This window comes from Microvirga sp. P4_A5, from assembly GCF_056402495.1.
Map to the genome: position 1 here is coordinate 1 of NZ_JBFUHH010000017.1, position 23938 is coordinate 23938.

General features: G+C 63.3%; 18 protein-coding genes and 1 riboswitch. Of the genes, 7 read left to right on the plus strand and 11 right to left on the minus strand.

Features of this window, described 5'->3' with window-relative positions:
- Nucleotides 1–142: 142 nt before the first annotated feature.
- From AC1DVM_RS07415 to thiB, 7 genes are all read right to left on the minus strand, one after another.
- Nucleotides 143–1027 carry a glucosamine kinase nucleotide-binding domain-containing protein gene (locus tag AC1DVM_RS07415; protein ID WP_477253316.1) on the minus strand — a complete coding sequence of 295 codons (885 nt, stop codon included), beginning with the start codon at nucleotides 1025–1027 and terminating at the stop codon, nucleotides 143–145.
- Nucleotides 1028–1202: 175 nt separating this feature from the next.
- The gene (gene chrA, locus AC1DVM_RS07420; RefSeq protein ID WP_477253318.1) at nucleotides 1203–2591 is read right to left on the minus strand and encodes a chromate efflux transporter; all 1389 of its coding nucleotides are present in this window, start codon (nucleotides 2589–2591) and stop codon (nucleotides 1203–1205) included.
- A gap of 4 nt (nucleotides 2592–2595) precedes the next feature.
- A complete protein-coding gene (locus tag AC1DVM_RS07425) occupies nucleotides 2596–3423 on the minus strand; it encodes a chromate resistance protein ChrB domain-containing protein (protein ID WP_477253320.1) in 828 nt (275 codons plus the stop codon).
- Nucleotides 3424–3562: 139 nt separating this feature from the next.
- Nucleotides 3563–5869, minus strand: coding sequence for a putative bifunctional diguanylate cyclase/phosphodiesterase (locus AC1DVM_RS07430; protein ID WP_477253322.1), 2307 nt, complete (start codon nucleotides 5867–5869; stop codon nucleotides 3563–3565).
- 149 nt (nucleotides 5870–6018) lie between these two features.
- Nucleotides 6019–6711 (minus strand): thiamine ABC transporter ATP-binding protein, encoded by a 693-nt coding sequence (locus AC1DVM_RS07435; protein ID WP_477253323.1) that lies wholly within the window; start codon nucleotides 6709–6711, stop codon nucleotides 6019–6021.
- The gene (locus AC1DVM_RS07440) at nucleotides 6698–8272 is read right to left on the minus strand and encodes an ABC transporter permease subunit (RefSeq protein WP_477253325.1); all 1575 of its coding nucleotides are present in this window, start codon (nucleotides 8270–8272) and stop codon (nucleotides 6698–6700) included. Before AC1DVM_RS07440 ends, AC1DVM_RS07435 begins: the two co-directional genes overlap by 14 nt.
- Nucleotides 8273–8276: 4 nt before the next feature.
- Entirely contained in the window at nucleotides 8277–9281 is a 1005-nt protein-coding gene (thiB, locus tag AC1DVM_RS07445) for a thiamine ABC transporter substrate binding subunit (protein ID WP_477253327.1), read from the minus strand.
- A 65-nt stretch (nucleotides 9282–9346) separates the two neighbouring features.
- Nucleotides 9347–9454, minus strand: a riboswitch (TPP riboswitch).
- A gap of 102 nt (nucleotides 9455–9556) precedes the next feature.
- Here thiB and solA point away from each other — a divergent pair.
- The gene (gene solA, locus AC1DVM_RS07450; protein ID WP_477253329.1) at nucleotides 9557–10744 is read left to right on the plus strand and encodes an N-methyl-L-tryptophan oxidase; all 1188 of its coding nucleotides are present in this window, start codon (nucleotides 9557–9559) and stop codon (nucleotides 10742–10744) included.
- A 6-nt stretch (nucleotides 10745–10750) separates the two neighbouring features.
- On the opposite strand, the gene AC1DVM_RS07455 is transcribed toward solA, so the two are convergent.
- Nucleotides 10751–13075, minus strand: coding sequence for a Tex family protein (locus AC1DVM_RS07455; protein ID WP_477253330.1), 2325 nt, complete (start codon nucleotides 13073–13075; stop codon nucleotides 10751–10753).
- A 158-nt stretch (nucleotides 13076–13233) separates the two neighbouring features.
- On the opposite strand from AC1DVM_RS07455, the gene AC1DVM_RS07460 reads away from it, so the two are divergent.
- From AC1DVM_RS07460 to AC1DVM_RS07475, 4 genes are all read left to right on the plus strand, one after another.
- Nucleotides 13234–14547 (plus strand): Hsp70 family protein, encoded by a 1314-nt coding sequence (locus AC1DVM_RS07460; RefSeq protein ID WP_477253331.1) that lies wholly within the window; start codon nucleotides 13234–13236, stop codon nucleotides 14545–14547.
- A gap of 82 nt (nucleotides 14548–14629) precedes the next feature.
- A complete protein-coding gene (ppc, locus tag AC1DVM_RS07465; RefSeq protein ID WP_477253333.1) occupies nucleotides 14630–17398 on the plus strand; it encodes a phosphoenolpyruvate carboxylase in 2769 nt (922 codons plus the stop codon).
- An 84-nt stretch (nucleotides 17399–17482) separates the two neighbouring features.
- The gene (locus AC1DVM_RS07470; RefSeq protein WP_477253335.1) at nucleotides 17483–17791 is read left to right on the plus strand and encodes a plasmid stabilization protein; all 309 of its coding nucleotides are present in this window, start codon (nucleotides 17483–17485) and stop codon (nucleotides 17789–17791) included.
- A gap of 83 nt (nucleotides 17792–17874) precedes the next feature.
- Complete coding sequence (locus AC1DVM_RS07475) at nucleotides 17875–18651, plus strand: SDR family oxidoreductase (RefSeq protein ID WP_477253337.1); 777 nt, start codon at nucleotides 17875–17877, stop codon at nucleotides 18649–18651.
- 54 nt (nucleotides 18652–18705) lie between these two features.
- On the opposite strand, the gene AC1DVM_RS07480 is transcribed toward AC1DVM_RS07475, so the two are convergent.
- The 3 genes from AC1DVM_RS07480 to AC1DVM_RS07490 are packed head-to-tail and all read right to left on the minus strand — an operon-like array spanning nucleotide 18706 to nucleotide 20876.
- Complete coding sequence (locus AC1DVM_RS07480) at nucleotides 18706–19470, minus strand: LOG family protein (protein WP_477253339.1); 765 nt, start codon at nucleotides 19468–19470, stop codon at nucleotides 18706–18708.
- A gap of 23 nt (nucleotides 19471–19493) precedes the next feature.
- Nucleotides 19494–20462: a threonine ammonia-lyase gene (locus tag AC1DVM_RS07485; protein ID WP_477253341.1), complete on the minus strand. Its 969-nt coding sequence runs from the start codon at nucleotides 20460–20462 to the stop codon at nucleotides 19494–19496.
- A 33-nt stretch (nucleotides 20463–20495) separates the two neighbouring features.
- Entirely contained in the window at nucleotides 20496–20876 is a 381-nt protein-coding gene (locus AC1DVM_RS07490; protein WP_477253343.1) for a Rid family detoxifying hydrolase, read from the minus strand.
- A 148-nt stretch (nucleotides 20877–21024) separates the two neighbouring features.
- Between AC1DVM_RS07490 and argE the strand changes: the two genes are divergently transcribed.
- Complete coding sequence (argE, locus tag AC1DVM_RS07495) at nucleotides 21025–22176, plus strand: acetylornithine deacetylase (protein ID WP_477253345.1); 1152 nt, start codon at nucleotides 21025–21027, stop codon at nucleotides 22174–22176.
- Between the two features lie 152 nt (nucleotides 22177–22328).
- Nucleotides 22329–23924: an ABC transporter substrate-binding protein gene (locus tag AC1DVM_RS07500; RefSeq protein WP_477253347.1), complete on the plus strand. Its 1596-nt coding sequence runs from the start codon at nucleotides 22329–22331 to the stop codon at nucleotides 23922–23924.
- Nucleotides 23925–23938: the final 14 nt, after the last annotated feature.

Consider the following 23938-nt stretch of genomic DNA (forward strand, 5'->3'; position numbering starts at 1 on the left):
GTCCCGCTCCCCGGGAAGCGCATCGGCTGTCTTGAGAGCGCCCCGGCGCAGCGCGTCCTCGATGGATTGCTGCAACTGAATGTAGAGGGGCGTCGGATTGCTTTCGTCGAGGGGCGCGAGATCCGGCGCGTCGGGGGCGACGTTATGCATGAGCCCTCACCGCAACGGCATCTCGCGCCAGCAGAATCGCACCGTCCAGGGCGTCCCCGGCCGGTTCCGCGATGGCCTTCTGGACCGGCGGCGGCAACCATGGCCGCAATGGCTCGGCAAGACCGCCGAACAGGCACAGGGCCGGTGCGCCGAGATCCAGGAGACGCAGGGCGATCTGGGCTAGGTCGTCCGCAGCCTTTTTGACGATTGCGAGACCGAGCGGATCGCGTCGGTCAGCATGCTCAAGCACGGTCGGTGCGAAGCGCGCATAGTCGCTCCCGCGCGCGGTGCCAACCCAATCGACGATGGCCTCCGGTTGGTTGCCGAACTCGGCGAGAATCGCATGCGCGAGGGGGCTCGCCGCGATGCGGCCGTCATGAGCCCAAATGGCATGTCGCAACGCGTCGCGTCCGATGGCAGCCCCGCTCCCCTCGTCGGAAATCTCGTAGCCCCAACCGCCCACGTAATGCCGCTTTCCGCCCACGCTGCCGTAGCCACAGGAGCCCGTTCCGACAATCAGGATCGCACCGTCGCCTCCGTTGAAGGCGCCGAGCCAGGCCGCGTGCGCGTCGGTGTCCACTGTCATCGAGGCGAAAGGATGCGGTCGCGACAGGAAACGTTCGAGGGACGATGCCTGCCCGGCGCCGGCCGCACCCATGCCCGCATGAACCCGCGCGAGTTCCGGTTCCCCAAGCTTTGCCGATGACAGCGCCTCGCGCGTGGCGGTGAGAACCGAATTCCAGACGAGATCGGGATCGAGCCTTAGATTGGCGCGCCCGCCCGAACCTTCCCCGAGCAACATTCCCTGCGGGTCACGCAGACGCGCCCGGCACTTGGTGCCGCCTCCGTCAAGGCCGAGAAACAAAGGTTCGCGCATGATCAATCAGTTGCCGGTCCGACGCAGCGATGCTCCGAAATGTCGCCAGGGGCCAACCATGCCACTTAATATCCAGTTCGGGAAGAGCCGCGCGGACCCATGGCTCTCAATGTCCGGTTATGGCCGATGCGGTGGCTCGCATTCAATACCACTAGCAGAGCACTTATGCCCTCCGTCAGACCCCGGTCACCCCGAGCATATAGAGGGTCAGTCCGGCGAGCGAACAGGCGGCCAGCGTCGGTATGACGCCCAGTTTGAATCGAAACATGGCGACGACGGCGCATGCCGAGAGAATCAGCGCCGGAACCCGCACGCTCGCGAGTTCGGGCACGTCCAGGTGCAGGGGTCCGAGATCGATTGACGACACGCGTGCGAACACGGTGTGGATGGCGAACCAGATCCCCAGGTTGAGAATGACGCCGACGACTGCCGCGGTGATGGCCGACAAGGCGCCGCTCAACGCGCGATTTCCACGGATCGTCTCGATGTAGGGCGCGCCGAGAAAGATCCACAGGAAGCAGGGCGCGAACGTGACCCAGGTCGCCAGCAGGCCGCCAAGCGTGCCTGCCACCAAGGGCGTCAGGTGGCCGGGATCGCGAAAAGCCGCGAGAAAACCCACGAATTGCAGCACCATGATCAACGGGCCCGGCGTGGTCTCGGCCATTCCAAGCCCGTCGAGCATTTCGCCCGGTTTGAGCCAGCCAAAATGTTCCACCGCCTGCTGCGCCACATAAGCCAGAGCCGCATAGGCGCCGCCGAACGTTACCAGCGCCATCTTGGAGAAGAAAATGGCGATCTGGCTGAAAACACTTCCGCTTCCGAGCAGCAGGATCAGCGTCACGACCGGCAGCAGCCACAGGGCAAGCCAGATGCCGGCGACGCGCAACGTCCCACCGGCCGAGGGGCGGGCGCCCCCGCCTTCGTCTCCGAGAGCCGTCGGGGCCTCTGCCTCGGCCGGGTCCTTCATCTGTTGCGATGGAAAAGCCCGCCAGCCCGCGCGTCCGCCAATGAATCCGACGAGCCCCGCCACCAGGACGATGAGCGGGAAGGGAACGTCGAACGCAAAAATCGCCAGAAAGGCAACGGCCGCGATAGCGACCAACACGTTGCTCTTCAGAGCCCGTCGGCTGATCCGCACGACCGCTTCCAGCACGATGGCAAGAACCGCCGCCTTCAGGCCGAAAAATATCCCCACGACGAGACCGACATTGCCGTAGAGCGCGTAGATCCAGCTCAACGCCATGATGGCGATCACGCCCGGCAGGATGAACAATCCGCCGGCGAGAAGCCCGCCGCGGGTCCGGTGCATGAGCCAGCCGATATAGGTTGCGAGCTGTTGCGCCTCGGGGCCGGGGAGGAGCATGCAATAGTTCAACGCATGGAGAAAGCGTCCTTCCGAAATCCACCGTTTCTCTTCGACGAGGATACGATGCATCACGGCAATCTGGCCCGCGGGCCCGCCAAACGAGAGCGCGGCGACGCGCGTCCAGACGGCGACGGCCTCTCGCCATGACACGGCGCGCGCGGGTCCGGACTCGGGAAATGACGGTTGCTCGGGCTTCACCGAATCAACGTCCGGTCGGCTTGGCGCTGGGCCAGTTGTGGGTTTCGTCCGTAGCATCCCTGCACCACCGGTAAAAGGCATCGTAGAGGGACAAACCCGCTTCGAGTTGCTCGATGTCGTCGGAATACATCCGCGACAGGCCGAGCGATGCCGCGAGCAGGCCGGCCGCCTCGGGGGCGAGGTCGAGCCGCGCCGTATCGGCACCGCGCACGATCGCCGCCAGCCGAAGCAGCGGCTCCGTCGCGAGGCAGAACTCGGCAACCATCACGTCAAAGGTGCAGGCGTCGCCGCGGTGGCTCCAAAACACGTCTGGATGGTCGACATCGAACGGCGTGGCGTTGAACCGCTCTGCAACGCCCATCACGTCGCCGGGCGGAACATATAGAAATACCGCGCCCGGATCGACAAACCGACGAATGAGCCACGGGCACGCGATGCGATCGATCTTGGGGCGCGCACGGGTCACCCAGATTGTTCGCCCGCGCGTGTCTCTGGGCGGGATTCGGAGGGTTGGGACCATCGGCAATCCCTCGCCCGACCAGGCCAGCGCGCCGCCTTCGAGACTTTCGGCGGCGATACCCTCCTGCCGAAGCCAGGCGGCGACTCCAGCGCTGATTTTAAGACCTTTCTGACAGATGACCACCACGGGTCTTCCGGCAAATTCCGCCGCCCAATCCGGGACTGTCCCAAAGGGACGGCGGATGGCGCCGGGAACGAGACGCGGGTCGGCCGCGAAGTCTTCGTCGATCTGAACGTCGATCAGAGCCGGGCAATCGGGGCGACCGACGAGACGGGCAAGTTTCTGCGGTGAAATGGCGTTGGGTGACGACATGGGATACGTCCGTAATGTTGGGGCGGACGCGATGCTTAGGCATGTCGCCTCGTGGGGAGATCGCAGGTCCCCATGCGGGTATTACGCCGCCGAACTCGCTGTCATGTCAAGACGAAGGCCACAGACGGCCCGACCCCGCTCAGGCGGGCGCATGGCGGGTTCTCTCGGATGCGAGAAAAGCCGCCACTGCTTCGACCGGCATGGGTTCCGCGTAAAGGTTGCCCTGGGCCTGCGCACATCCTCTCGCGCGGAGGAAATCGGCCTGCTCCTTGGTCTCGACACCCTCGGCGATGACGTTCATGCCAAGGCTGAGGCCAAGCTCGATGACGGCCTGAACGATCGCGGCATTTTCGGGGTCGTTCTCCAGATCCGTCACGAAGCTCTGGTCGATCTTGATGTCATCGACCGGAAATTGCTTGAGGTGCAGCAGCGACGCGTAGCCGGTGCCGAAATCATCGAGGGCAATGCGGATGCCGCTATCATGAAACTGCTTGAGCGCCGTGACCACATGGGTCGAGCTTCGACCCAGGAAGACCGTTTCGGTGATCTCCACCTCGAGGCGCTCGTTCGGAACGCCGGCCTCTCCCAGGATGTCGATGAATCGTTTGGCGAGCCCGACCCAGTTGAATTGCGCGGTCGACAGGTTGACCGCGACCCGCCCGCAATCGATTCCCGCGTCGAGCCAATGCCGGATGTCGGCGGCGACGCGACGGATCATGTGTTCGCCGACAGCGACCGACAATTCGGGATCTTCGAAAGCGGACAGAAACGATGCCGGAGTCAGAAATCCCTGGGCCGGGTGTTGCCAGCGCGCCAGAGCCTCGAAGCCGATGACCTGTCCGCTCGCGAGATCGATCTTTGGCTGGTAATACGGGACGATCTCACCCAGCCGGACGGCTTCCTGGATCTCGCGGGTGACGGTCGCACGCTGTTCGATCCGATGGCGCATATCCGGCGTGTAAAACACAGCGCGGTTGCCGCCCTGGGCCTTGGCGGCGTAGAGCGCCAGATCGGCGTCCTTCAGAAGTTCGGTCGGTTTGCGGTCGTGCTCGGGGAAACCCGCCACTCCGATGCTTGCAAGGCCGATGAGAATTTCATCGTTGTGACGGAAGGGTCGACCGAGCTCCGCCAATACCTGTTCGGCGAGGTTCATCGCGTTGCCGAGTTCGATGGGCTCGACGACGACGAGGACGAATTCATCCCCACCCAGCCTGGCGACCGTGTCGCCATCGCGCATCATGGCTTTGAGCCGCGAAGCGGTTTCTACCAGAAGAGCGTCGCCCGCGTCGTGACCGAGCGTGTCGTTGATGCTCTTGAGATTGTCGAGATCCATCAGGAGAAGGCTCACCTGCGTGCCGTTCCGCTCGGCCTCCACAAGCGCCTGCTCGAACCGGCTCTGGAAGAGCGCGCGATTGGGGAGGTCGGTAAGCGAATCGTGGCTGGCGGCGCGCCAGACGCGCTCTTCCGCAGCCTTGCGCTCCGTGATGTCGACCACTGCCGACATGATGTAGGTCTCTCCCCGGATATCGAGCTTGTCGCTGGCGATCAGCACTGCACGAACGGTGCCGTCGGCGATGCGCGCCGTCGTCTCGAAAGCTGCCACGCGCCCATTGCGTGCAAGCGCCTCGAGCATCGTCTTGCGGTCTTCGGGATTGGCATAAACTTCACTGATCGAGCGGATGCGCACCGTCGCGGGGTCGACGCCGAAGAAGCGCATGGAGGCGTCGTTCGTGGCGACCAGCGTACCGTCCACGCGCGTCACGACGAGCGGGATGGGGACTGTCTTGAACATCGTCTCGAACATCGCCCTGCTGGCGATCAATTCCTCCTTCGCATGACGCTCCGCCTGTGTGGCCGACCACTCCGTGCGCTGCAGCCGGTTCGATCGTGTTACGACCAGCAGCAAGGCCAGGTTGAGCGTGACCATCGCCAGCACGAGGCCGGTATCGGTCGGGCTGGTCTGGACGGGTAGGAGGTAGCCCGCGAGCAGCAGGATGCTGCAGACCATGCCGGCAATCACAGTCCAGCGAAACGAGGTCGGAACGACCAGATAGAAAATGGACGGCAAGAGCAGAACCACGAACAGCGCGAGGTTGCTGTGGGAGCTGACCAGAAGCGCCACCCCGACGGCGGTGACCAGTTCCCAAACCACCATCGTTTTCTGGGCACCTCGAAAGGTGGCGGCCTGCCGGATGGCCCAGTAACAGGCGAGAGACACGATGACGACCGCGACGCGCGCGGGAATTGCCACGTAAAAGTGCGGATCGCCGTAGAACCGCCAATCGCTCAGCAGGAAGAGAGAGTTGAGAATCGCGGACAGCACATACAGGATCCGCATGTGCTGGAGCGTGTCCGCGAGACGCTCCGCCTGGAAGGCGGCCTCCCTGTCGGGTGCACGAAACTCCCCACCCAGGGGGGTCAGCGGATGAGCGGGCGTCTCGGTCATATGGGATCGACTGGCTTCTGCCCCCGAGAACTGGGGTGCGGTCGGAGGCTGCGACAACACTAACGGACAAACTTAACCAGCCAAAGGGATATAAGACGTTACCTCGCGGGGAACGTGAACCGTGTGTTTCCCCAACGGCATCTCGCCTGCTAGTCGATCGATGGCCGCTGACCGGCCCACACGCCGCGCATGATCTCTTCCGGCGGCCCCGACGCAACGACCCGTCCGTCCGACACGAAAGACATCTGGTCGGCGATGTCGGCGACCTCGTCGGGCGTGTGGATAGTCATCACAATGGTCACCGGCCTGGTCTTCCGCATCTCGTCGACTAACAGAATCATGTCGCGGCGCAATGTCGGGTCGAGACTGCTGAACGGTTCGTCGAGGAGGATCAGGGGTCTCTTGGAGACGAGTGCGCGCGCAAGGGCGACCCGCTGGCGCTGCCCCCCCGACATCTCGCCGGGCCGTCGGTGGCCGAGCCCCTCGAGGCCGACCGCCGCCAGGGTGTCGGCCACGATCTCGCGCTCGTCCGGTGTCAGGCGCAGCGAGGGACGCAGACCCAGGCTGGCATTCTGCGTGGCGGTCAGATGCGGAAAGAGATTGTGGTCCTGGAACACGATGGCAACCGGGCGCTTGGCGGGTGGAAGCGGCAGCAGATCGAGACTGTCGAAGGCCAGTTCGCCGCTCTCAGGCGTCTCGAAGCCGGCGATCATGTGCAGAAGGGTCGTCTTGCCACCCCCCGAGGGACCCACGATGGCGCAAAGCGCTCCGCTCGGGACCGTCAGCGAGTAATCGGCAATGAAATCCGGCCACACGAGGCGGCACTTTTCAATCCTCAGCATAAGACAACCGACCTGAAACCTGGGCGAGGCAAAACGCCATGACGAGGATGAGCAGCCCGATGGCGGCGGCCTCGTCAAGCCGGTATGCGCCGAGACGCTCATAGAGGAGATAGGGCAGGGTGCGCAGCTCCGTTCCGCCGAAGAGCGCGACGATGCCGAAATCACCGAACGACAACGCCATGGAAAGCGCGAAAGCCGACAGGAACGGGCGGCGAAGGAGAGGCCAATCCATCAATCTCACCCGAGTGGCGCCCGAGAGACCGAGTGAGTCGGACAATCGGCCATAGCGCTCCCCTGCCAACATCATGCGCGGCGCGACTGACCGATAGGCAAATGGCAGGGCGCCCAACCCATTGATCAGCGGCAGGAGGATGATGCCCGCCACCGCAGGATCGACGGATCGTCGGATCATTAGGAAGAGGCCAGCCGTCAACGCGAAGGGCGGCACCGCCAGCAGCATGTTGGGCAACAGGTCGTAGAATGCGGCGAGCCGAGGGGACCTCACGACAAGCCGTTCGCGGCGCGCGGCGGCGCCCAGCGCCACGGCGAGCAGGCACGCGACGACTGCGGCGACGATGGAAATCGCCAGGCTCGTGGCGAACGCAGCAAGAAGATCGGCGTCGAGGACGTCGGCCATGTAGCGCGCGCCTGTCAGCACACTCATGAGCAGGGGGACCATGAAAGCTGCGCCCGCGAAAAGTACAGCCGCGTCGAAGACCTTCAATCCTCCATGAGCGGCGTCTGGCCGCTGGGACGGCGATCGACTGGTAACCGTGGCGGGCGGGCGGGTAAACGTCCAATTCAGCACGATGGTGATCGACAGACAGATTGCGAGCTGGATGAGCGCCAGCCAGGCGGCGCGGGGAAAGTCCAGCTCGATCTTCAGGGCTTCATAGATCGCCACTTCGAGGGTCGCTCGGGCCGGACCGCCGCCTAGAGCCAGCACGATGGCGAAGCTTTTGAAACATAGAAGAAAGACGAGGCTCGCAAGCCCCGCGAGCTCCGATCGCAGAACCGGCCAATCGAGATGCCGGAATGTCTGTGCGGGCGAAAATCCGAGTGCCGCCGCGAGCCGCCATTGTTCAGCCGGAACCTGGGCGAGCCCATCGAGGACGATCCGCGCCACGAAGGGCCCGTTCAACAGGACATGCGCGATGAGAATCGCCGGATAACCGAAGATGCTGAACTCGACGTTCAAGCCTGCGACTTTAAGGCCCTCGGCAAGCCAGCCGTTGCGGCCGTAGACGCTCAGCACGGCCAGCACTGCGACGATGCTCGGCATCACCATGGTGGTACCGAGCATGGCAAGAATGGCGTCGCGGCCCGGAAACCTGCGACGCGCCAGCGCCAGGGCGAGAAAGACGCCGAAAACGATCGACAGGATCGTCGAGAGCGCGGCCTGCGCGAGAGAGAACACAAGAACGCGAACGAGATATGGGCCGATCGACAAAAGCGCGGGCTTGCCGCCATCCACGGACGCAAGAGCGATGAAGCCGCCGACGACGAGAGCCACGATCGCAAAGGCGACGAGGCTCCCGGGATGCGGTGGCTTCACGCGCATGAGGTCAGCGCGACGTGGCGTTCAGCCACTCATCGGTAAAGGCCCGGCGATTCTGCTGCACTTCCTCGGGGGTGTAGAGCAACGTCGAGGACGGCTTCACCAGATCCTTGAAGGCTGCGGGCAGCCCCGAAGCGGGCTCGCTCGCGGGCATCATCCAATTGCCCTCCGGCATGGCCGATTGAAAGGCGTCGGAGAGGATGAAGGTCATGAACTTCTTTGCGAGCTCCGGCTGCCTGGATGTCCGCGTCATGCCGGCGAGTTCAACATGCAGGTAATGCCCTTCGGCAAAAGCTGCCGCTTTGAAATTGTCCTTCTTCTCGGCCACCACATGGTAGGCCGGCGAGGTCGTGTAGGACAAAACCATATCCGCCTCGCCCTTCATGAAGAGGCCGTAGGCTTCCGACCACCCTTTGGTGAAGGTGACGGTTCGCGGTTTCAGTTGCGTCCAGGCCTGCCCCGCCTGATCGCCATAGACCTTTCGCATCCACAGCATGAAGCCGAGGCCTGGGGCGCTCGTGCGCGGGTCCTGCAGAACGATCTTCGGTCCGTTGGGGTTCTCGACCAGTTCCTTCAGGCTTTTGGGTGGATTGGCGAGCTTGGTGGAATCGTAGACGAAAGCCAGGTGTCCCCAATCGAWGGGCACGAAAGTATCGTCGGACCATGCGATGGGCAGCGACAGCTTTTTCACGTCCGCCTGATGAGGCGCGAAGATGCCGAGCGCCTTGGCTTCCGCCGCGAGATTCATGTCGAGGCCGACGACGACATCCGCTTTCGTCGTGTCGCCTTCGAGGCGCAGGCGGCCCACGAGAGATCCGGCATCCTCCGCCGTGACCCAGTTCAACTCGCAGGTGCACTCGGCTTCGAACCGCTCCTTGACGGTTTTGCCCGGGCCGTATTTCCCCGCGAAGGAGCCATACGTATAGACCGTAAGCGAGGGCTTGGTTTGCGCGTGTGCGAGACCTGTCGCCAAAGCAAAGGCAATGGCCGCGGAGGCGAGTGTTCGTAACATCAGGAAGCTCCCATGCGTGAGGCAAGCCGGGCCGGCGGCGCAAATTGCACGGGGCGCAGTGGTCTGCGAGATCGCATGCTCATTCCCTCCGCCGGCATAACCCGGATCAGGTTCAACGGGTCGACGGCTCAGCCGCCTCTCAGCCCTGACAACAGGCTCCCCGTGAGACATCCCGCTTCTAGAACAGTTCCGGCCGCCTCACAAGTCTGCCGAAGAGTTGCCGACGTGCCGGTATTCTGCTTGGGATGCGAGAGATTTCTGCAAGGGAGATGGCGATGACGGGCAGGCCCGAGGCCTATGACGTGGCAGTGGTTGGCCTTGGCGCCATGGGGGCGGCGACGATCTACCAGCTTGCACGGCGCGGTGTGAATGCCATTGGCATCGACCGTCACTCGCCGCCGCACGATCGCGGATCGACCCACGGGGAAACGCGCATCACCCGGCAGGCGGTGGGTGAAGGGGAAGCCTATGTGCCGCTGGTTCTGCGGGCGCACGAGATCTGGCGGGAGCTGGAAGCGGAGACGGGCGAGACGCTGTTGACCCAATGCGGCTGTCTCATCGTCGGTTCGGGGACAGGCGCCACTGGCACGCGCCGCGCGGCTTTTTTTGCCACCACCCAGCGTGCCGCCGAGCGCTACGGAATCGCTCATGAAATGCTGAGCTCTTCGGAGATCCGTCATCGTTTCCCACAATTCACGCCGCAGGATTACGAAATGGGTTATTTCGAACCGGGCGGCGGCTATGTCGACCCCGAGCGTTGCGTCGCCGCCCAGCTTCGGCGCGCCGTAGAGCTGGGCGCCGTTCTGACCACAGGCAGGAATGTTCTGGCGATGGACGACGAGGGCGCGGGCGTTCGCATCCGCACAGACCGCGGCGACATTCTCGCCGGACAGGTCGTCGTCGCCGCCGGATCGTGGGCCCCGTCATTACTCGGCGCGCAATTCCATGAGGTTCTGTCGCCGAGCCGGCAGGTGATGCACTGGTTCCCGGTGGACGAGGACCGTCTGGAGGATTGGCAAAACGGACYGGTCTTCATCTGGACGCATGGCCCGCTCCCGTCCGACATGTTCTATGGTTTTCCGGCTCTTCAAGGGCATCGCTCGGTCAAGACCGCGGGCGAGCAATATGACGATACCACTCATCCGGACCGCGTGGAGCGCGACATCGGGGAGGACGAGTCCCGCCTCATGCGCGAAGCCCACGTTGCCGGCCGCCTGCTCGGCCTCGCGCCGAGAGCGGAGAAATCCGTGACGTGCCTCTACACGGTAACGCCCGACTCACACTTCCTCATCGACCGGCATCCTCGAAACGAGCGGATCCTCGTCGTGTCTCCCTGTTCCGGGCACGGTTTCAAGCATTCGGCTGGGATCGGCGAAGCCGTCGCCGAAATTGCAACGACGGGGCGCAGCGCGTGCGATCTCACGCCTTTCGGATTGGCACGCTTCGCTTCATCGGCCGCGTGATTATCCTTATTGGCGCTTGTCGGACAGCCCCGCTCGCCGCAACGCATCCGCGAGCGCCCCGCCGCCCGACGAGTCCTTGGGGCTTGCAGGCTTCTTGTCGGCGTAGCGCTGGAACGACGCCCGTTCGTCGCTGCGCGGTCCCGTCGGCTTTTTATCGATGGGGTCGCTCATCCGCATGGTGAGCGCGATACGTTTGCGCGCCTGATCGATCTCGATCACCCTCACGCGAACCACGTCGCCTGGCTTCACAACGCTGCGGGGGTCCTTGACGAAGGTGTCGGCCAGGGCCGAGATATGGACGAGCCCGTCCTGGTGCACGCCGATATCGACGAAAGCGCCGAAGGCCGCGACGTTCGTCACCACGCCTTCCAGCATCATGCCGGGCGTCAGATCGCTGATCTTCTCGACGCCGTCCATGAAGGTCGCGGTCTTGAATTCCGGGCGCGGATCGCGGCCGGGTTTTTCGAGCTCGGCCAGAATATCCTTCACCGTCGGGACACCGAATTTCTCGTCGGTGAATTGCTGCGGTTTGAGCGCTTTCAGCATTGAGCCGTTGCCGATCAGAACCTTGATGTCGCTCTTTGTCGCTTCGATGATCCGTCGCACGACGGGGTACGCTTCCGGATGCACGCCGGATGCGTCGAGCGGGTCGTCGCCTCCGGGAATGCGCAGGAAGCCTGCGGCCTGCTCGAAGGTCTTCGGCCCAAGTCCCATCACGCCCGAGAGCGCCTTCCGCGTGCGGAAAGGTCCATTGGCATCGCGGTGGCTGACGATGTTCTGCGCCACCCACTCGCCGAGGCCGGAGACGCGTGCCAGCAAGGGAGCGGATGCAGTGTTGAGATCGACGCCGACGGCGTTCACGCAGTCTTCCACCACCGCGTCGAGCGAACGCGAGAGTTTGTGCTCGGCAAGATCGTGCTGGTACTGGCCGACGCCGATGGATTTCGGATCGATCTTCACCAGTTCGGCCAGTGGATCCTGCAAACGCCGCGCGATCGACACGGCGCCGCGAATGGACACGTCGAGGTCGGGCAGTTCCTGGCTCGCATAGGCCGAGGCCGAGTAGACGGAAGCGCCTGCTTCCGACACCATGATCTTGGTAAGCTTGAGATCCGCGTTCTTCGCCACCAGTTCGGCAGCGAGCTTGTCGGTCTCGCGGGATGCCGTGCCGTTTCCGATCGCCACCAGCTCCACCTTGTGCGCGCGGCACAGCTTTGCAAGGCTTGCGAGCGAATGGTCCCATTGCCGTTTCGGTTCGTGCGGGTAGATGGTGTCGGTCGCCACGACCTTGCCGGTCGCGTCCACGACCGCCACCTTGACGCCGGTTCGAAACCCCGGATCGAGTCCAAGCGTCGGACGGGCACCCGCGGGTGCCGCGAGCAGCAGATCGCGCAGGTTGCCGGCAAACACCCGGACGCCTTCCTCTTCGGCCAGCTGCCAGAGCCGCATTTTCATGTCGAGTTCGATGGCGAAGCGGAGTTTCGTGCGCCATGCCCACCGCACCGTTTCGAGAAGCCAGCGATCGCCCGGTCGTCCCCTGTCGGCAATGCCGAAGGTCGTCGCCGTTCGGCCCTCATAGGCGCTGGTATATCCGGGTTCGGCGCTGTCCTTGTCCTCGTCCATCCTCAAATCGAGGATCTCTTCCTTCTCGCCGCGAAACAGCGCGAGAATGCGATGCGATGGCAGCTTGGTGAGAGGCTCGACGAAATCGAAATAATCCGAAAACTTGGCGCCATCGGTGGATTTGCCGTCGCGTACCTTCGACGTCAACTTGCCGCGCTGCCAATAAAGATCGCGCAGGGCACCCAGCAATTCCGCATGCTCCGCGAAGCGCTCGACCAGAATTGACCGTGCGCCCTCGAGWGCGGTCTCGGGGCTCGCCACATCCTTCGCCACGTCGACGAACGGGAGGGCCGAGATTTTCGGATCATGGCTCGGGTCGGTGAGCAAAAGATCCGCCAGCGGCTCCAATCCGGCTTCGCGGGCGATCTGCGCCTTGGTGCGGCGTTTTGGCTTGAAGGGCAGGTAGAGATCTTCCAGACGCGCCTTGGTGTCGGCGCCGGTGATCTGGACCAGCAGTTCATCCGTCAGCTTACCCTGCTCGCGGACGCTCTCAAGGATCGTTTTCCTGCGATCTTCCATTTCCCGCAAGTACCGGAGCCGCTCTTCGAGGGTGCGGAGCTGCGAATCGTCCAGCGTCCCCGTCACTTCCTTGCGGTAGCGGGCGATGAAGGGAACCGTCGATCCGGCGTCCAGCAGCTCGATGGCGGCCTTGACCTGCCATTCCTGGGCGTTCAGTTCCGCGGCGATGCGCTGGCCGATGGATTGCATCAAAACCTCCGAGAGTTGAGGCGCGGCTTCTACGGGGAGCCGACGCCCCGGGTCAACAACGCCCCAAAAGAGTGCCCCAGCGGCAGGTGAAATCGCTTGGCGTCCGGGACTGGCGCGTATAGACCGTGCGGCCCCGTCCGCACGCCCCATGAGCCCCCATGTCAGCCCCGCCCAGCGACCTCTCCGTCGGAATCGATTTCGGGACGAGCAACACGGTCGTGGCGATCGCCGATCCGGATGGGCGGGTCGAAGCGGTGACGTTCGATCATGCGGGCGAAACGCTGAGGGTCTATGTCACCGCCATGTGCTTCTGGGACGAACGTCATGGGAATGGCCGGCGCACCCATGTGGAGGGCGGACCTTGGGCCATCGAGCATTTTCTCGACGGCCTGCATGCCCATCGGTTCATCCAGTCCTTCAAGACCTTCGCCGCAAGCGCGACATTTCAGGAAACGCGCATCTTTCGTGAGCGCTACCGCTTCGAGGACCTACTCACCGCTTTTCTCCGCACACTTGTTCGTCACGGCGGTTCGCGAGTCGATTTTTCGGCGCGCAATGTCGTGGTCGGGCGGCCGGTGCAATTTGCCGGGCACAACCCCAACGACGCGCTTGCGATGCAGCGCTATCGCGCGGCGTTCTCCAAGCTCGGGGCCGGGAATGCGAGCTACGTGTACGAACCCGTGGGCGCCGCGTTCTTCTTCGCGCGGCAGCTCGACTACGATGCAACGGTGCTGGTGGCGGATTTCGGCGGCGGCACCAGCGATTTCTCGGTGATGCGTTTCTCGAGACAGGCCGAGATACTGAAGGCAGAGCCGCTCGGGCATTCGGGCATCGGGATCGCGGGCGACACCTTCGATTACCGGATCGTCGACCGCGTGGTGTCGCCGCGTCTCGGCAAGGGCGGGAGCTATCGTTCGATGGACAAGGTCCTGTCAATCCCGAACCATTACTACGCGAATTTCGCGCGATGGAACCAACTCGCCCTGATGAAGGGGAGCGGCGACCTGAAGGAGTTGCGAGAGCTTGCGCGCGTGGCGCTCGATCCTGAGCCGATTGAGACCTTCATCGACATCGTCGAGCGCGACCTCGGTTTCGCCCTCTACCGCGCCGTGTCGTCCGCCAAGGTGGCGCTTTCGGCTCACGATGAGGCGGCGTTTCATTTCCATGGCGATGGCGTCGATATCCGCGCCGACATCACGCGCCGGGAATTCGAAGGCTGGATCGCCGATGACGTGGCGCGGATCGCCGCGACGCTCGACCGAGCCCTGGTCGATGCAGGTGTCGCGGCCGGCGAGATCGAGCGGGTGTTCCTCACCGGGGGCACATCGTTCGTCCCCGCGATCCGCCGGCTTTTCGCGGACCGCTTCGGCGCCAATATCCTTACCTCCGCCGACCAATTCGAATCTATCGCCTACGGTCTGGCTTTGATCGGACAGGGCGCAGATCCCGGCCACTGGGCCGTTGCCAACTGACCGGGATGCAAGTTGGCGCTTGCCGAGTGAGGGAGCAGGGGGTTTATTCGCAGGTGCAGCATCTGCCAGCGAGGCCTGAACCGTGTCCGCGAACCCTCTCGACACCACTCCTGCGAAGGATATTCCCCTTCGCGACGATATCCGGCTTCTGGGGAGGCTGCTCGGCGATACGATCCGCGAACAGGAGGGCGAGTCTGTCTTCGACATCGTCGAGCGCATCCGGCAGACATCGATCCGGTTCCATCGGGAAGAGGACGAGGGCGCGCAGCGCGAACTTCAGACGACACTGAACAGCCTTTCGCGCGGGCGCACCAACCAGATCATCCGGGCGTACAGTTACTTCTCTCACCTGTCGAACCTTGCCGAAGACCAGCACCATGTGCGCCGGTCGCGGGCGCACATGATGGCGAAATCCGGCCCTCGCCCCGGAACGATCGCCAACGCCCTGAGGGCGGCACAGGCGGCGGGCGTCAAACAGGCGGATCTTGCGGCTTTTTTTGCCTCGGCGCTCGTCTCGCCGGTTCTGACAGCGCATCCGACGGAAGTGCGCCGCAAGAGCACCATCGACCGCGAGATGGAGGTGTCGCAAATTCTCGCCATGCGCGACCGCCAGCGTCTCACGCCCGCCGAATTGTCGGACAGTGAGGAAGCGCTGCGTCGGGCCATCCTGACCCTCTGGCAAACCAGCATCCTGCGCCGCAATCGTCTCAAGGTCATCGACGAGGTGATGAACGGGCTGTCATATTACGACTACACGTTCTTCGAGGAGATTCCCGGCCTCTACGCGTCGCTGGAAGATCAACTGGCCGCGCAGGATCCGATCTGGAATACGGTCGAACTTCCGTCCTTCCTGCGCATGGGAAGCTGGATCGGAGGCGATCGCGATGGAAACCCATTCGTCACGGCCGATGCGCTACGTCAGGGTCTTCTGTTGCAGAGCCAGCGCGCTCTGAGCTTTTATCTCGATCAGGTGAACCTCCTCGGAGGCGAGCTCTCGCTGGACGGACACTACGTCGCCGTATCGGAGCAAGCGCAGGCCTTGGCGGATTCCTCGCCCGATCATTCGCCTCACCGGCAGGACGAGCCTTATCGCCGCGCATTGTCGGGCATCTATGCGCGGCTGGCGGCGACCGCGGCACGTTTGGGTCACGCGGAGATCGCCCGGCACGCGGTCGGGGTAGCGCCCACCTACGAGAATGTGGAGGAATTTTCAGGCGACCTTGCGATCATCCATCGCTCTCTCCTGTCGAACGGATCGGGCGCTCTCGCACGCGGGCGGCTGCGAAAGCTTCGGCGGGCGGTCGACGTGTTCGGATTTCATCTCGCCAGTATCGACATGCGGCAGAACTCCGACGTGCATGAGCGAGTTGTCCACGAACTCCTCGAGAAAGCCCTTCCGGGAACGGGCTATGCGGGCCTGCCGGAAAAGGAGCGCGTGTCGCTGCTGCTGGATGAACTGCGTACGCCGCGCCTGCTGGCTTCACCTTTCCTCGCCTATTCGGACGAGACGACATCGGAACTTGCAATCGCTCGCGAAGCCGCGAATGCGCACCGGCTCTACGGCGCGATTTCGGTCCCCAACTATGTGATCTCCAAGGCGAGCGATCCGTCCGATATTCTCGAGGTCGCGTTGCTGTTGAAGGAGGCGGGCCTCCTGCGGCCGCGCGACGGCGAGATGGACGTCAACATCGTCCCGCTTTTCGAGACCATCGACGACCTGCGCAATTCCGGTACCGTGATGGAAACCCTGTTCGCATTGCCGGATTTCATGCGGCTTCTGCGCAGCAGAGGGCAGGCGCAGGAGGTCATGCTCGGTTATTCGGACAGCAACAAGGATGGCGGCTTTCTCACCTCCGGGTGGGAGCTCTACAAGGCCGAGATCGAACTCATCGCGGTCTTCCGGCGTCACGCCGTCGGATTGCGGTTGTTTCATGGACGCGGCGGCTCGGTCGGGCGCGGCGGCGGGCCCAGCTATCAGGCGATTCTCGCGCAGCCGGGCGGCGCCGTGCAGGGCGCGATCCGCATCACCGAACAGGGCGAAGTCATCGCCGGAAAGTACTCCAACCGCGATCTCGGGCGACGTAACCTGGAGATCCTCGCTGCGGCGACCATCGAGGCATCGCTCCTCCATTCGGGCCAATCGGCTCCCCGCGACGAATATCTGGCCGCCATGGAGGAATTGTCGGGCCGCGCATTCGAAGCCTATCGCGGGCTCGTCTACGAGACCGAAGGGTTCGAGCGCTATTTCTGGGAATCCACCGTGATCGGCGAGATCGCGAATCTCAATATCGGCAGCCGGCCCGCCTCGCGCACCAATTCGCGCCGCATCGAGGATTTGCGCGCCATTCCGTGGGTGTTCGGCTGGGCCCAGTGCCGGCTCATGCTGCCGGGATGGTATGGATTCGGTTCAGCGGTCGACGCCTTTCTTGACGCCCATCCGGACAATGGCATGCCGCTGCTGCAGGAAATGTATCGCGAGTGGCCCTTCTTCGAGGCCCTCATTTCGAACATGGACATGGTGCTGGCCAAGAGCAATATCGCGATCGCATCGCAATATGCCAAGCTGGTTGAAGATAAGGCCCTGCGCGACGCCATCTTCCCGCGCATCCGGCGTGAGTGGGAAAGCTCCATCGCCAAGCTTCTGGTAATCTCCGGTCAGGAAAAGCTGCTCGACGGCAATCCCCTACTGGCCCGGTCCATCCGCAACCGGTTCCCTTATCTAGACCCGCTCAATCATCTGCAGATCGAGCTCTTGAAGCGCCACCGGGCTGGCGATCGGGACGAGCGCGTCGTGGAGGGCATTCACCTGTCGATCAACGGCATCGCGGCGGGATTGCGCAACAGCGGGTAGGGCCGGAACCTGATTGTCGCTTGGCTTGTTGGGTAATGGGGCGTCCCACGCAAGGGAGCCCGAGCGGATCGACAGGAGGCGAGAATGCCCCGGGGAGACAAGTCCAGCTACACCGACAAGCAAAAGCGCAAGGCCGAGCATATCGAGGCATCGTATGAGAGCCGCGGCGTGTCCGAGAAGGAAGCCGAGAGCCGCGCCTGGGCTACCGTCAACAAGGAAAGCGGCGGCGGCAACAAGAGCGGTTCGGGAAGAGGCAAGAAGGACACGACTGTTTCGGCAAAGAAAGGCGGCAAAGCGGGTGGCGAAGCCGCGGCCTCACGGTCCCCCGCAGCGCGGTCGGCTTCCGCCAAGAATGCAGCCGCTACACGAAAGCGGAACGCGGCAAAATCCTGAGCGAGCGTCTGAGGGCTATCGCCTTGTGTGGCTCGTCGCACGCGTGATATGCGAAGGCGGGATATGCAAAGGAGCCTCACGGCATGGATACGGGTTTGACGGGCAAGCGAGCGCTTGTGCTTGGCGCAAGCAAAGGTCTGGGTTTCGGCATTGCACAGGGACTGGCCGGTGAGGGCGCGCGGGTTGCCATCGCGAGCCGTTCGATGGACGGATCGAAAGCTGCCGCCGACAAGATCGGCCCCGGGGTCGTGCCCTTCGTCTGCGATACCGGCAAGGTCGATCAGGTCGACGCCCTGGTGCGCGATGTGGTGGCGGCACTCGGTGGCATCGACATCCTCGTGCTGAACAGCGGCGGTCCGCCTCCGGGGAAAGCTCAGGGCGTGTCATCCGACCAGTGGCGCACCTCATTCGAGGCGATGTTCGTCAACCTCGTGCGCATCGCCGATCAGGTGTTGCCAGGCATGATGGAGCGCAAGTTCGGCCGCATCATTTCTGTGATCTCCTCGGGTGTGATTCAACCCATACCGAACCTGGCGATTTCGAATGCGATCCGGCCGGCGCTCGTCGGATGGGGCAAGACTCTCGCGGCCGAGGTCGCATCGTCGGGCGTGACCGTCAACGCGATCGCGCCGGGCCGGATTTCCACCGATCGCCTCAAGCAGCTCGACGCTGCCAATGCCGAGCGCACCGGGCGTTCGATGGAAGACGTCGCAGCGGCAGCGCGCGCGGGGATTCCTGCGGGTCGTTATGGAGAGATCGAAGAATTCGCAGCCGCGGCTGTGTTCCTCGCGAGCGAAAAAGCGTCGTTCATGACAGGATCGATCCTTCGGGTGGACGGCGGCCAGATCTCGGCCACCTGATCCAGGTCTCTGGCGGTCGCGGACAAGTTCGCGGCCGCCAGCCACGACAGACTGCTATGGCAGGCGCGTCAGGACGCCACCGCCGACAAGCTTGCGCCAGATTTCCTCGGCGCTTTCGGCATATTGCACGACATCGCGCTCGCTTTCCGTGATCATGCCATTTTCGATCAGGGCATTGAAGTTGATGACGCTCTCCCAATAGGCCCGGTCGAACAGAACAATGGGCAGCGGTGGCGCCTTGCCGGTGATCCGAAGATTGAGGATCTCGAACAATTCGTCGAACGTCCCGAACCCGCCCGGCAGCACGACCAGGGCATTGGCCCGCATCGCCAGATGCATCTTGCGCATGGCGAAATAGTGGAAACGGAAGGTGAGTTCCGGGGTCGAGTATGGATTTGGCTCCTGCTCCCGCGGCAGGGTGATGTTGAATCCGATGGACGGAGCGCCGATATCGGCCGCGCCGCGGTTCGCGGCTTCCATCAGGCCGGGTCCGCCGCCGGTGGCGATCACGTTGTCGCGCGCGCCCTCGCCGACCTTGAGCGCGCCCCCCCGCTCGGACGCGATGCGGCCAAAAGTTCGTGCCTCGTTGTACCAGAAAGTATGCCGACCGAGCCCATTCTCCTTGATGCGGGCGCTCCCGAATACCACGATCGTCGACCGCACGCCCCAGATCCTGAGACTTTCCTCCGCCTTGGCGTATTCCAGCTGGAAACGGACGCCCCGCATGGAATCACCGAGCAGAAACTCCTGGTCGAGGGCCGGAAGTCGAAACGACGGCGACGCCAGATGCGCGGCGTTGGGCTTCTTTCCGTCACTCATGGCGTCCTCGAATCCTGGTGTGCTCAGATGGCGAATTGTTGCCGCCACCCGGTGAGATCGTCGAGTGCCACATTGGAGCCGCAGAGCACAAGTCCGACGACGGCGTCCGCCGGCAGGGTCTCGGCCATGCCCCGGGCCGCGGTGAGCACACACGCGGCGGCCGGTTCGCACAGGACCTTCTCGGTCTGAAGCAGCCAGACGAGATCCTCGACCACCGGCTTGTCGTCGACCACGAGAATGCGCTCGACGAAAGTCCTGGCCGCCTCGAGGGTGCGGTCCGTGACGAAGGGGGCGCCTAGCGTCCGCGCCAGCGACGTGGCCCGGATCGTGACCGGCGCACCGGCTTTCAGCGCCAGGGTCATCGTCTCGGCACCCGTCGTCTCGACGCCGTAAATCGTGAGCGCAGGGCTCTTCGACTTCAGGGCGGCAGCGCTCCCCGCGATGAATCCACCACCGCCGATGGACATGAAGACATGGGTGAGGTCGGGAAAGTCGTCGATGAATTCGAGACCCACCGTGCCGTGTCCCGCGATGATGGCCGGATCGTCGTAGGGATGGACGAACAGCATTCCGGCCCGTCCATACGCCTCGGCCTTGGCAAAAGCCTCCGCCGCATCCTCGCAGAGCTCGACGCGGCCGCCGTACTTCTCCGTGAGATCGATATTGAACCGCGGCGTGACCTTCGGCATCAGCACCAGCGCGTCGATCCCCAACGTGCCCGCCACCTTCGCCAACGCGATCGCGTGGTTGCCCCCCGATACGGTGACCAGGCCCCGCGCGCGCTCCTCCTCCGTGAGGCCCATCACCTTGTTGAAGACGCCGCGCACCTTGAACGAACCGGCGATCTGCAATGCCTCGAACTTGAGGATCGTGCGGCGGCCGAGCAGTGCCGATACATCCGCGCTCTCGAAAGCCGGCGTTCGGCGAACAAGACCAGCGATGCGCGCTCTCGCGGCTTCGATATCGGACAGGGATACGTCGAAGGTTGCCATGAAGGGTCCTTGAGGGTCTTGAAATGTCGGATATCAGGCGAGAGCGATGCACTCGACTTCGATCAGCATGCCTTTGGGAAGGCGAGTGATCTCCACTGTCGAGCGCGCGGGAAACGGCGCGTCGAAGCAGCGCGCATACACGTCGTTCATCGCCGCGAAATCATCGAGGTTCGTCAGGAAAACGGTGGTCTTCACAACCTTCTCCATCGATGACCCCGCCTCTCGGAGGATTGCCGCCATATGGGCGAATACCGTCTCGGTCTGGCGCGCTATATCGTTTTGGCCAATGACGCCGCCGTGGACATCGAGGGGCAGTTGCCCCGCCACGAATACGAGGCCGCCGGCCCTGACGGCTTGTGAATAGGGGCCGAGAGGCTTCGGCGCATCGGGGCTGAGAACGGTATCGCGAGTCATTTTTTGGTTTCGGGTTGCGGGCGTGGATCATGGGCCCACCGACGCCGAAAGGTCAATCTTTGGGCGGTCTCTCCCGCAATCGCGATTGCGCCTTGACCGCGAGCCGCAACCGGCCCGATGCTGGCGGCGATCCACGGAGCGATTGTCGATGCAGCTGTCTTCCCGCGAAATGCTCGCGCGCCTGATTGCCTTTCCGAGCGTCTCGACCTCCAGCAACCTCGACATCATCCATTTCTGTCGCGATTGGTTGAACAGCCACGGCGTCGAGAGCCATCTCGTTTTCAGTCCGGAACGGGATAAGGCCAATCTCTACGCGACTATCGGCCCTATGGTGGAAGGCGGCGTGGTCCTGTCGGGACACACGGATGTGGTTCCGGTGGAAGGGCAGGACTGGACGAGCGACCCGTGGACATTGACCGAACGCGGCGGCCGTCTCTACGGGCGGGGGACGACGGACATGAAGGGTTTCGATGCCCTCGCATTGGCGCTCGTTCCCGACATGCTGAAGGCGGACCTGAAACGCCCCCTTCACATCGCATTGTCCTATGATGAGGAACTGGCTTGCCGCGGCGCACCGTCCATGGTGGAGCAGATGGCAGAGGCCATTCCGTCGCCATCCGCCGTCATCGTGGGCGAGCCGACCCGGCATGCGGTCGTTACCGGCCACAAGGCATCCGTCCAATTGCGGACACGGCTCACCGGCCGCGCCGTCCATTCGAGCCGGATCGACCAGGGTGTCAGCGCTGTGATGACAGGTGCCCGCCTGATCGTGTGGCTGGAAGACATCATGAACCGCAACCGTGCGGAACACGATGCCGCAAATCCGTTCGAGCCGCCCTACACCACGTTACATTGCGGCGTCATGGAGGGCGGCACCGCCGCTAACATTGTTGCATCCTCGGCGTGGTTCTATTCCGACATCCGCGCCATCCCCAGCGAAGACCCGATGGAGTATCTCGCGCGATACAGGAACCATGTCGCGGAGATCGTTCCCGCCATGCGGACCATAGCGCCAGAGGCCGGAATCGAGGTAGAATTGGTTTCCCACGTGCCGGGCCTGCGCCAGGAGCAGGACGGTTCCGCCGAGCGTTTGATGCGCCGGCTGACGGGCGATAACGGAAGTCATGTCGTTTCGTACGGAACAGAGGCGGGTCTTTTTCAACAGGCCGGATGGTCGACGGTCGTTTGCGGGCCCGGAGATATCGCCCAGGCGCACCAGCCTGACGAATATATCGAGATCAGTGAGTTCGAAGCCGGCGAGCGGCTTCTGCGCCGGGTCATTGCGAAGCTAGCAGCCTAGGTGATCCACTTTGATCGCCAAGTGGGGCTAGACCGTAGACCCATTACCTGTCTAACTTCCGGCGTCATCGAGAGAACAATCGCGACCACGCGAGCCTCTCGCACATAAAACATCGCGCATCGACGCGGGACTTCAGAGGAGAACGACAAAAAATGACGATCCGGACACGAATTTGGGCGGCGTCTGCCGCCCTTCTGCTGGCAGGAACCGCCTTGCCGGCCATGGCAGTCACGCTTCGATATGCCAACCAGGGCGATCTCAAGTCTCTCGATCCCTACACCCTGAACGAAACCACCACCAACGCGCATCTCGGCCATGTCTATGAGGGCCTCACGCGGCGCGGCAAGGATCTGGCCGTGCAGCCGGGCCTCGCAGAGAAATGGGAAATCAGCGATGACGGGCTGACGTGGCGGTTCTTCCTTCGCAAAGGCGTGAAGTTTCACAATGGCAACCCGTTCACCGCGGACGACGTGGTCTTCTCCGCAACCCGCGTTCGTGCTCCCGGCTCCAACTTCCAGACGCGCGTTCCCAGCGCCGCCGAATTCGTGAAGGTCGACGACTACACGGTGGATGTGAAGCTGAAATCGCCCAATCCGATCCTGAACTACCAGTGGGACACCTGGTATATCATGGACAAGGAATGGGCCGAGGCGAACAACACCGCCGGCCCGACGCCCGCCGCCGCCACGAGCCCGAGCTACGCGGCCCTCAACGCCAACGGCACGGGGGCATTCAAGATCGAAAGCCACCAGCCCGGGGTGAAGACCGTATTCAAGGCGAACCCCGATTGGTGGACGAAGGCCGAGCATAATCTCGACGAGATCGTCTTTACGCCCATCAATTCCGATGCGACCCGCGTCGCGGCTCTCCTCTCGGGCGAAGTGGACGTCATCGAGCCGGTTCCGCTGCAGGATATCGCGCGCGTCAACTCCAGCGCCAACGCGCAGGTCATGACGGGCCCCGAGCTCCGCACCATCTTCCTCGGTTTCGACCAGACCCGCGATGAATTGCTGTTCTCGAATGTGAAGGGCAAAAATCCTTTCAAGGATCCGAAAGTTCGGCAGGCATTCTTCCAGGCCATCGACATCGAGACCATCAAATCCCGCGTGATGCGTGGACTCGCGACGCCTTCGGCCCTGATGATCGCGCCTGAGCTCTTCGCCTTCTCAAAGGATTTCGTTCGTCCGAAATACGATGCGGACGGCGCCAAGAAACTCCTCGCCGATGCCGGATATCCGAATGGTTTCGAGGTGGGCATGGATTGCCCGAACGACCGCTATGTGAACGACGAGGCGATCTGCCAGGCCGTGGTGGGCATGCTTGCCCGCGTGGGCGTCAAGATCAATTTGATGGCGCAACCGAAGGCTCAGTACTTCGCCAAGGTCCTCAAATCCGGCAACTACCAGACCTCGTTCTACCTGCTTGGTTGGACGCCCGGAACCTTCGACAGCCATAACGTGCTGTTCGATATCGAAGGCTGCCGCGACGATGCAAAGTCCTCGCGCGGGGAATCGAACCTCGGCAATTACTGCAACAAGAAGCATGACGAACTGGCCGACAAGATCCTTGTCGAGAACGACAAGGGCAAGCGCGATCAGTTGATCAAAGAAGCCTTCCAGGAGACGACGAAGGATTTCGGCTATATCCCGCTCCATCAGCAATCGCTGGCATGGGGCGTGTCGAAGAAGGTCAAGCTCAGCCAGCGGGCGGACAATTCCGTGCTGCTGTATTGGGCCCGTAAGGACTAATCGCCTGCCGATCC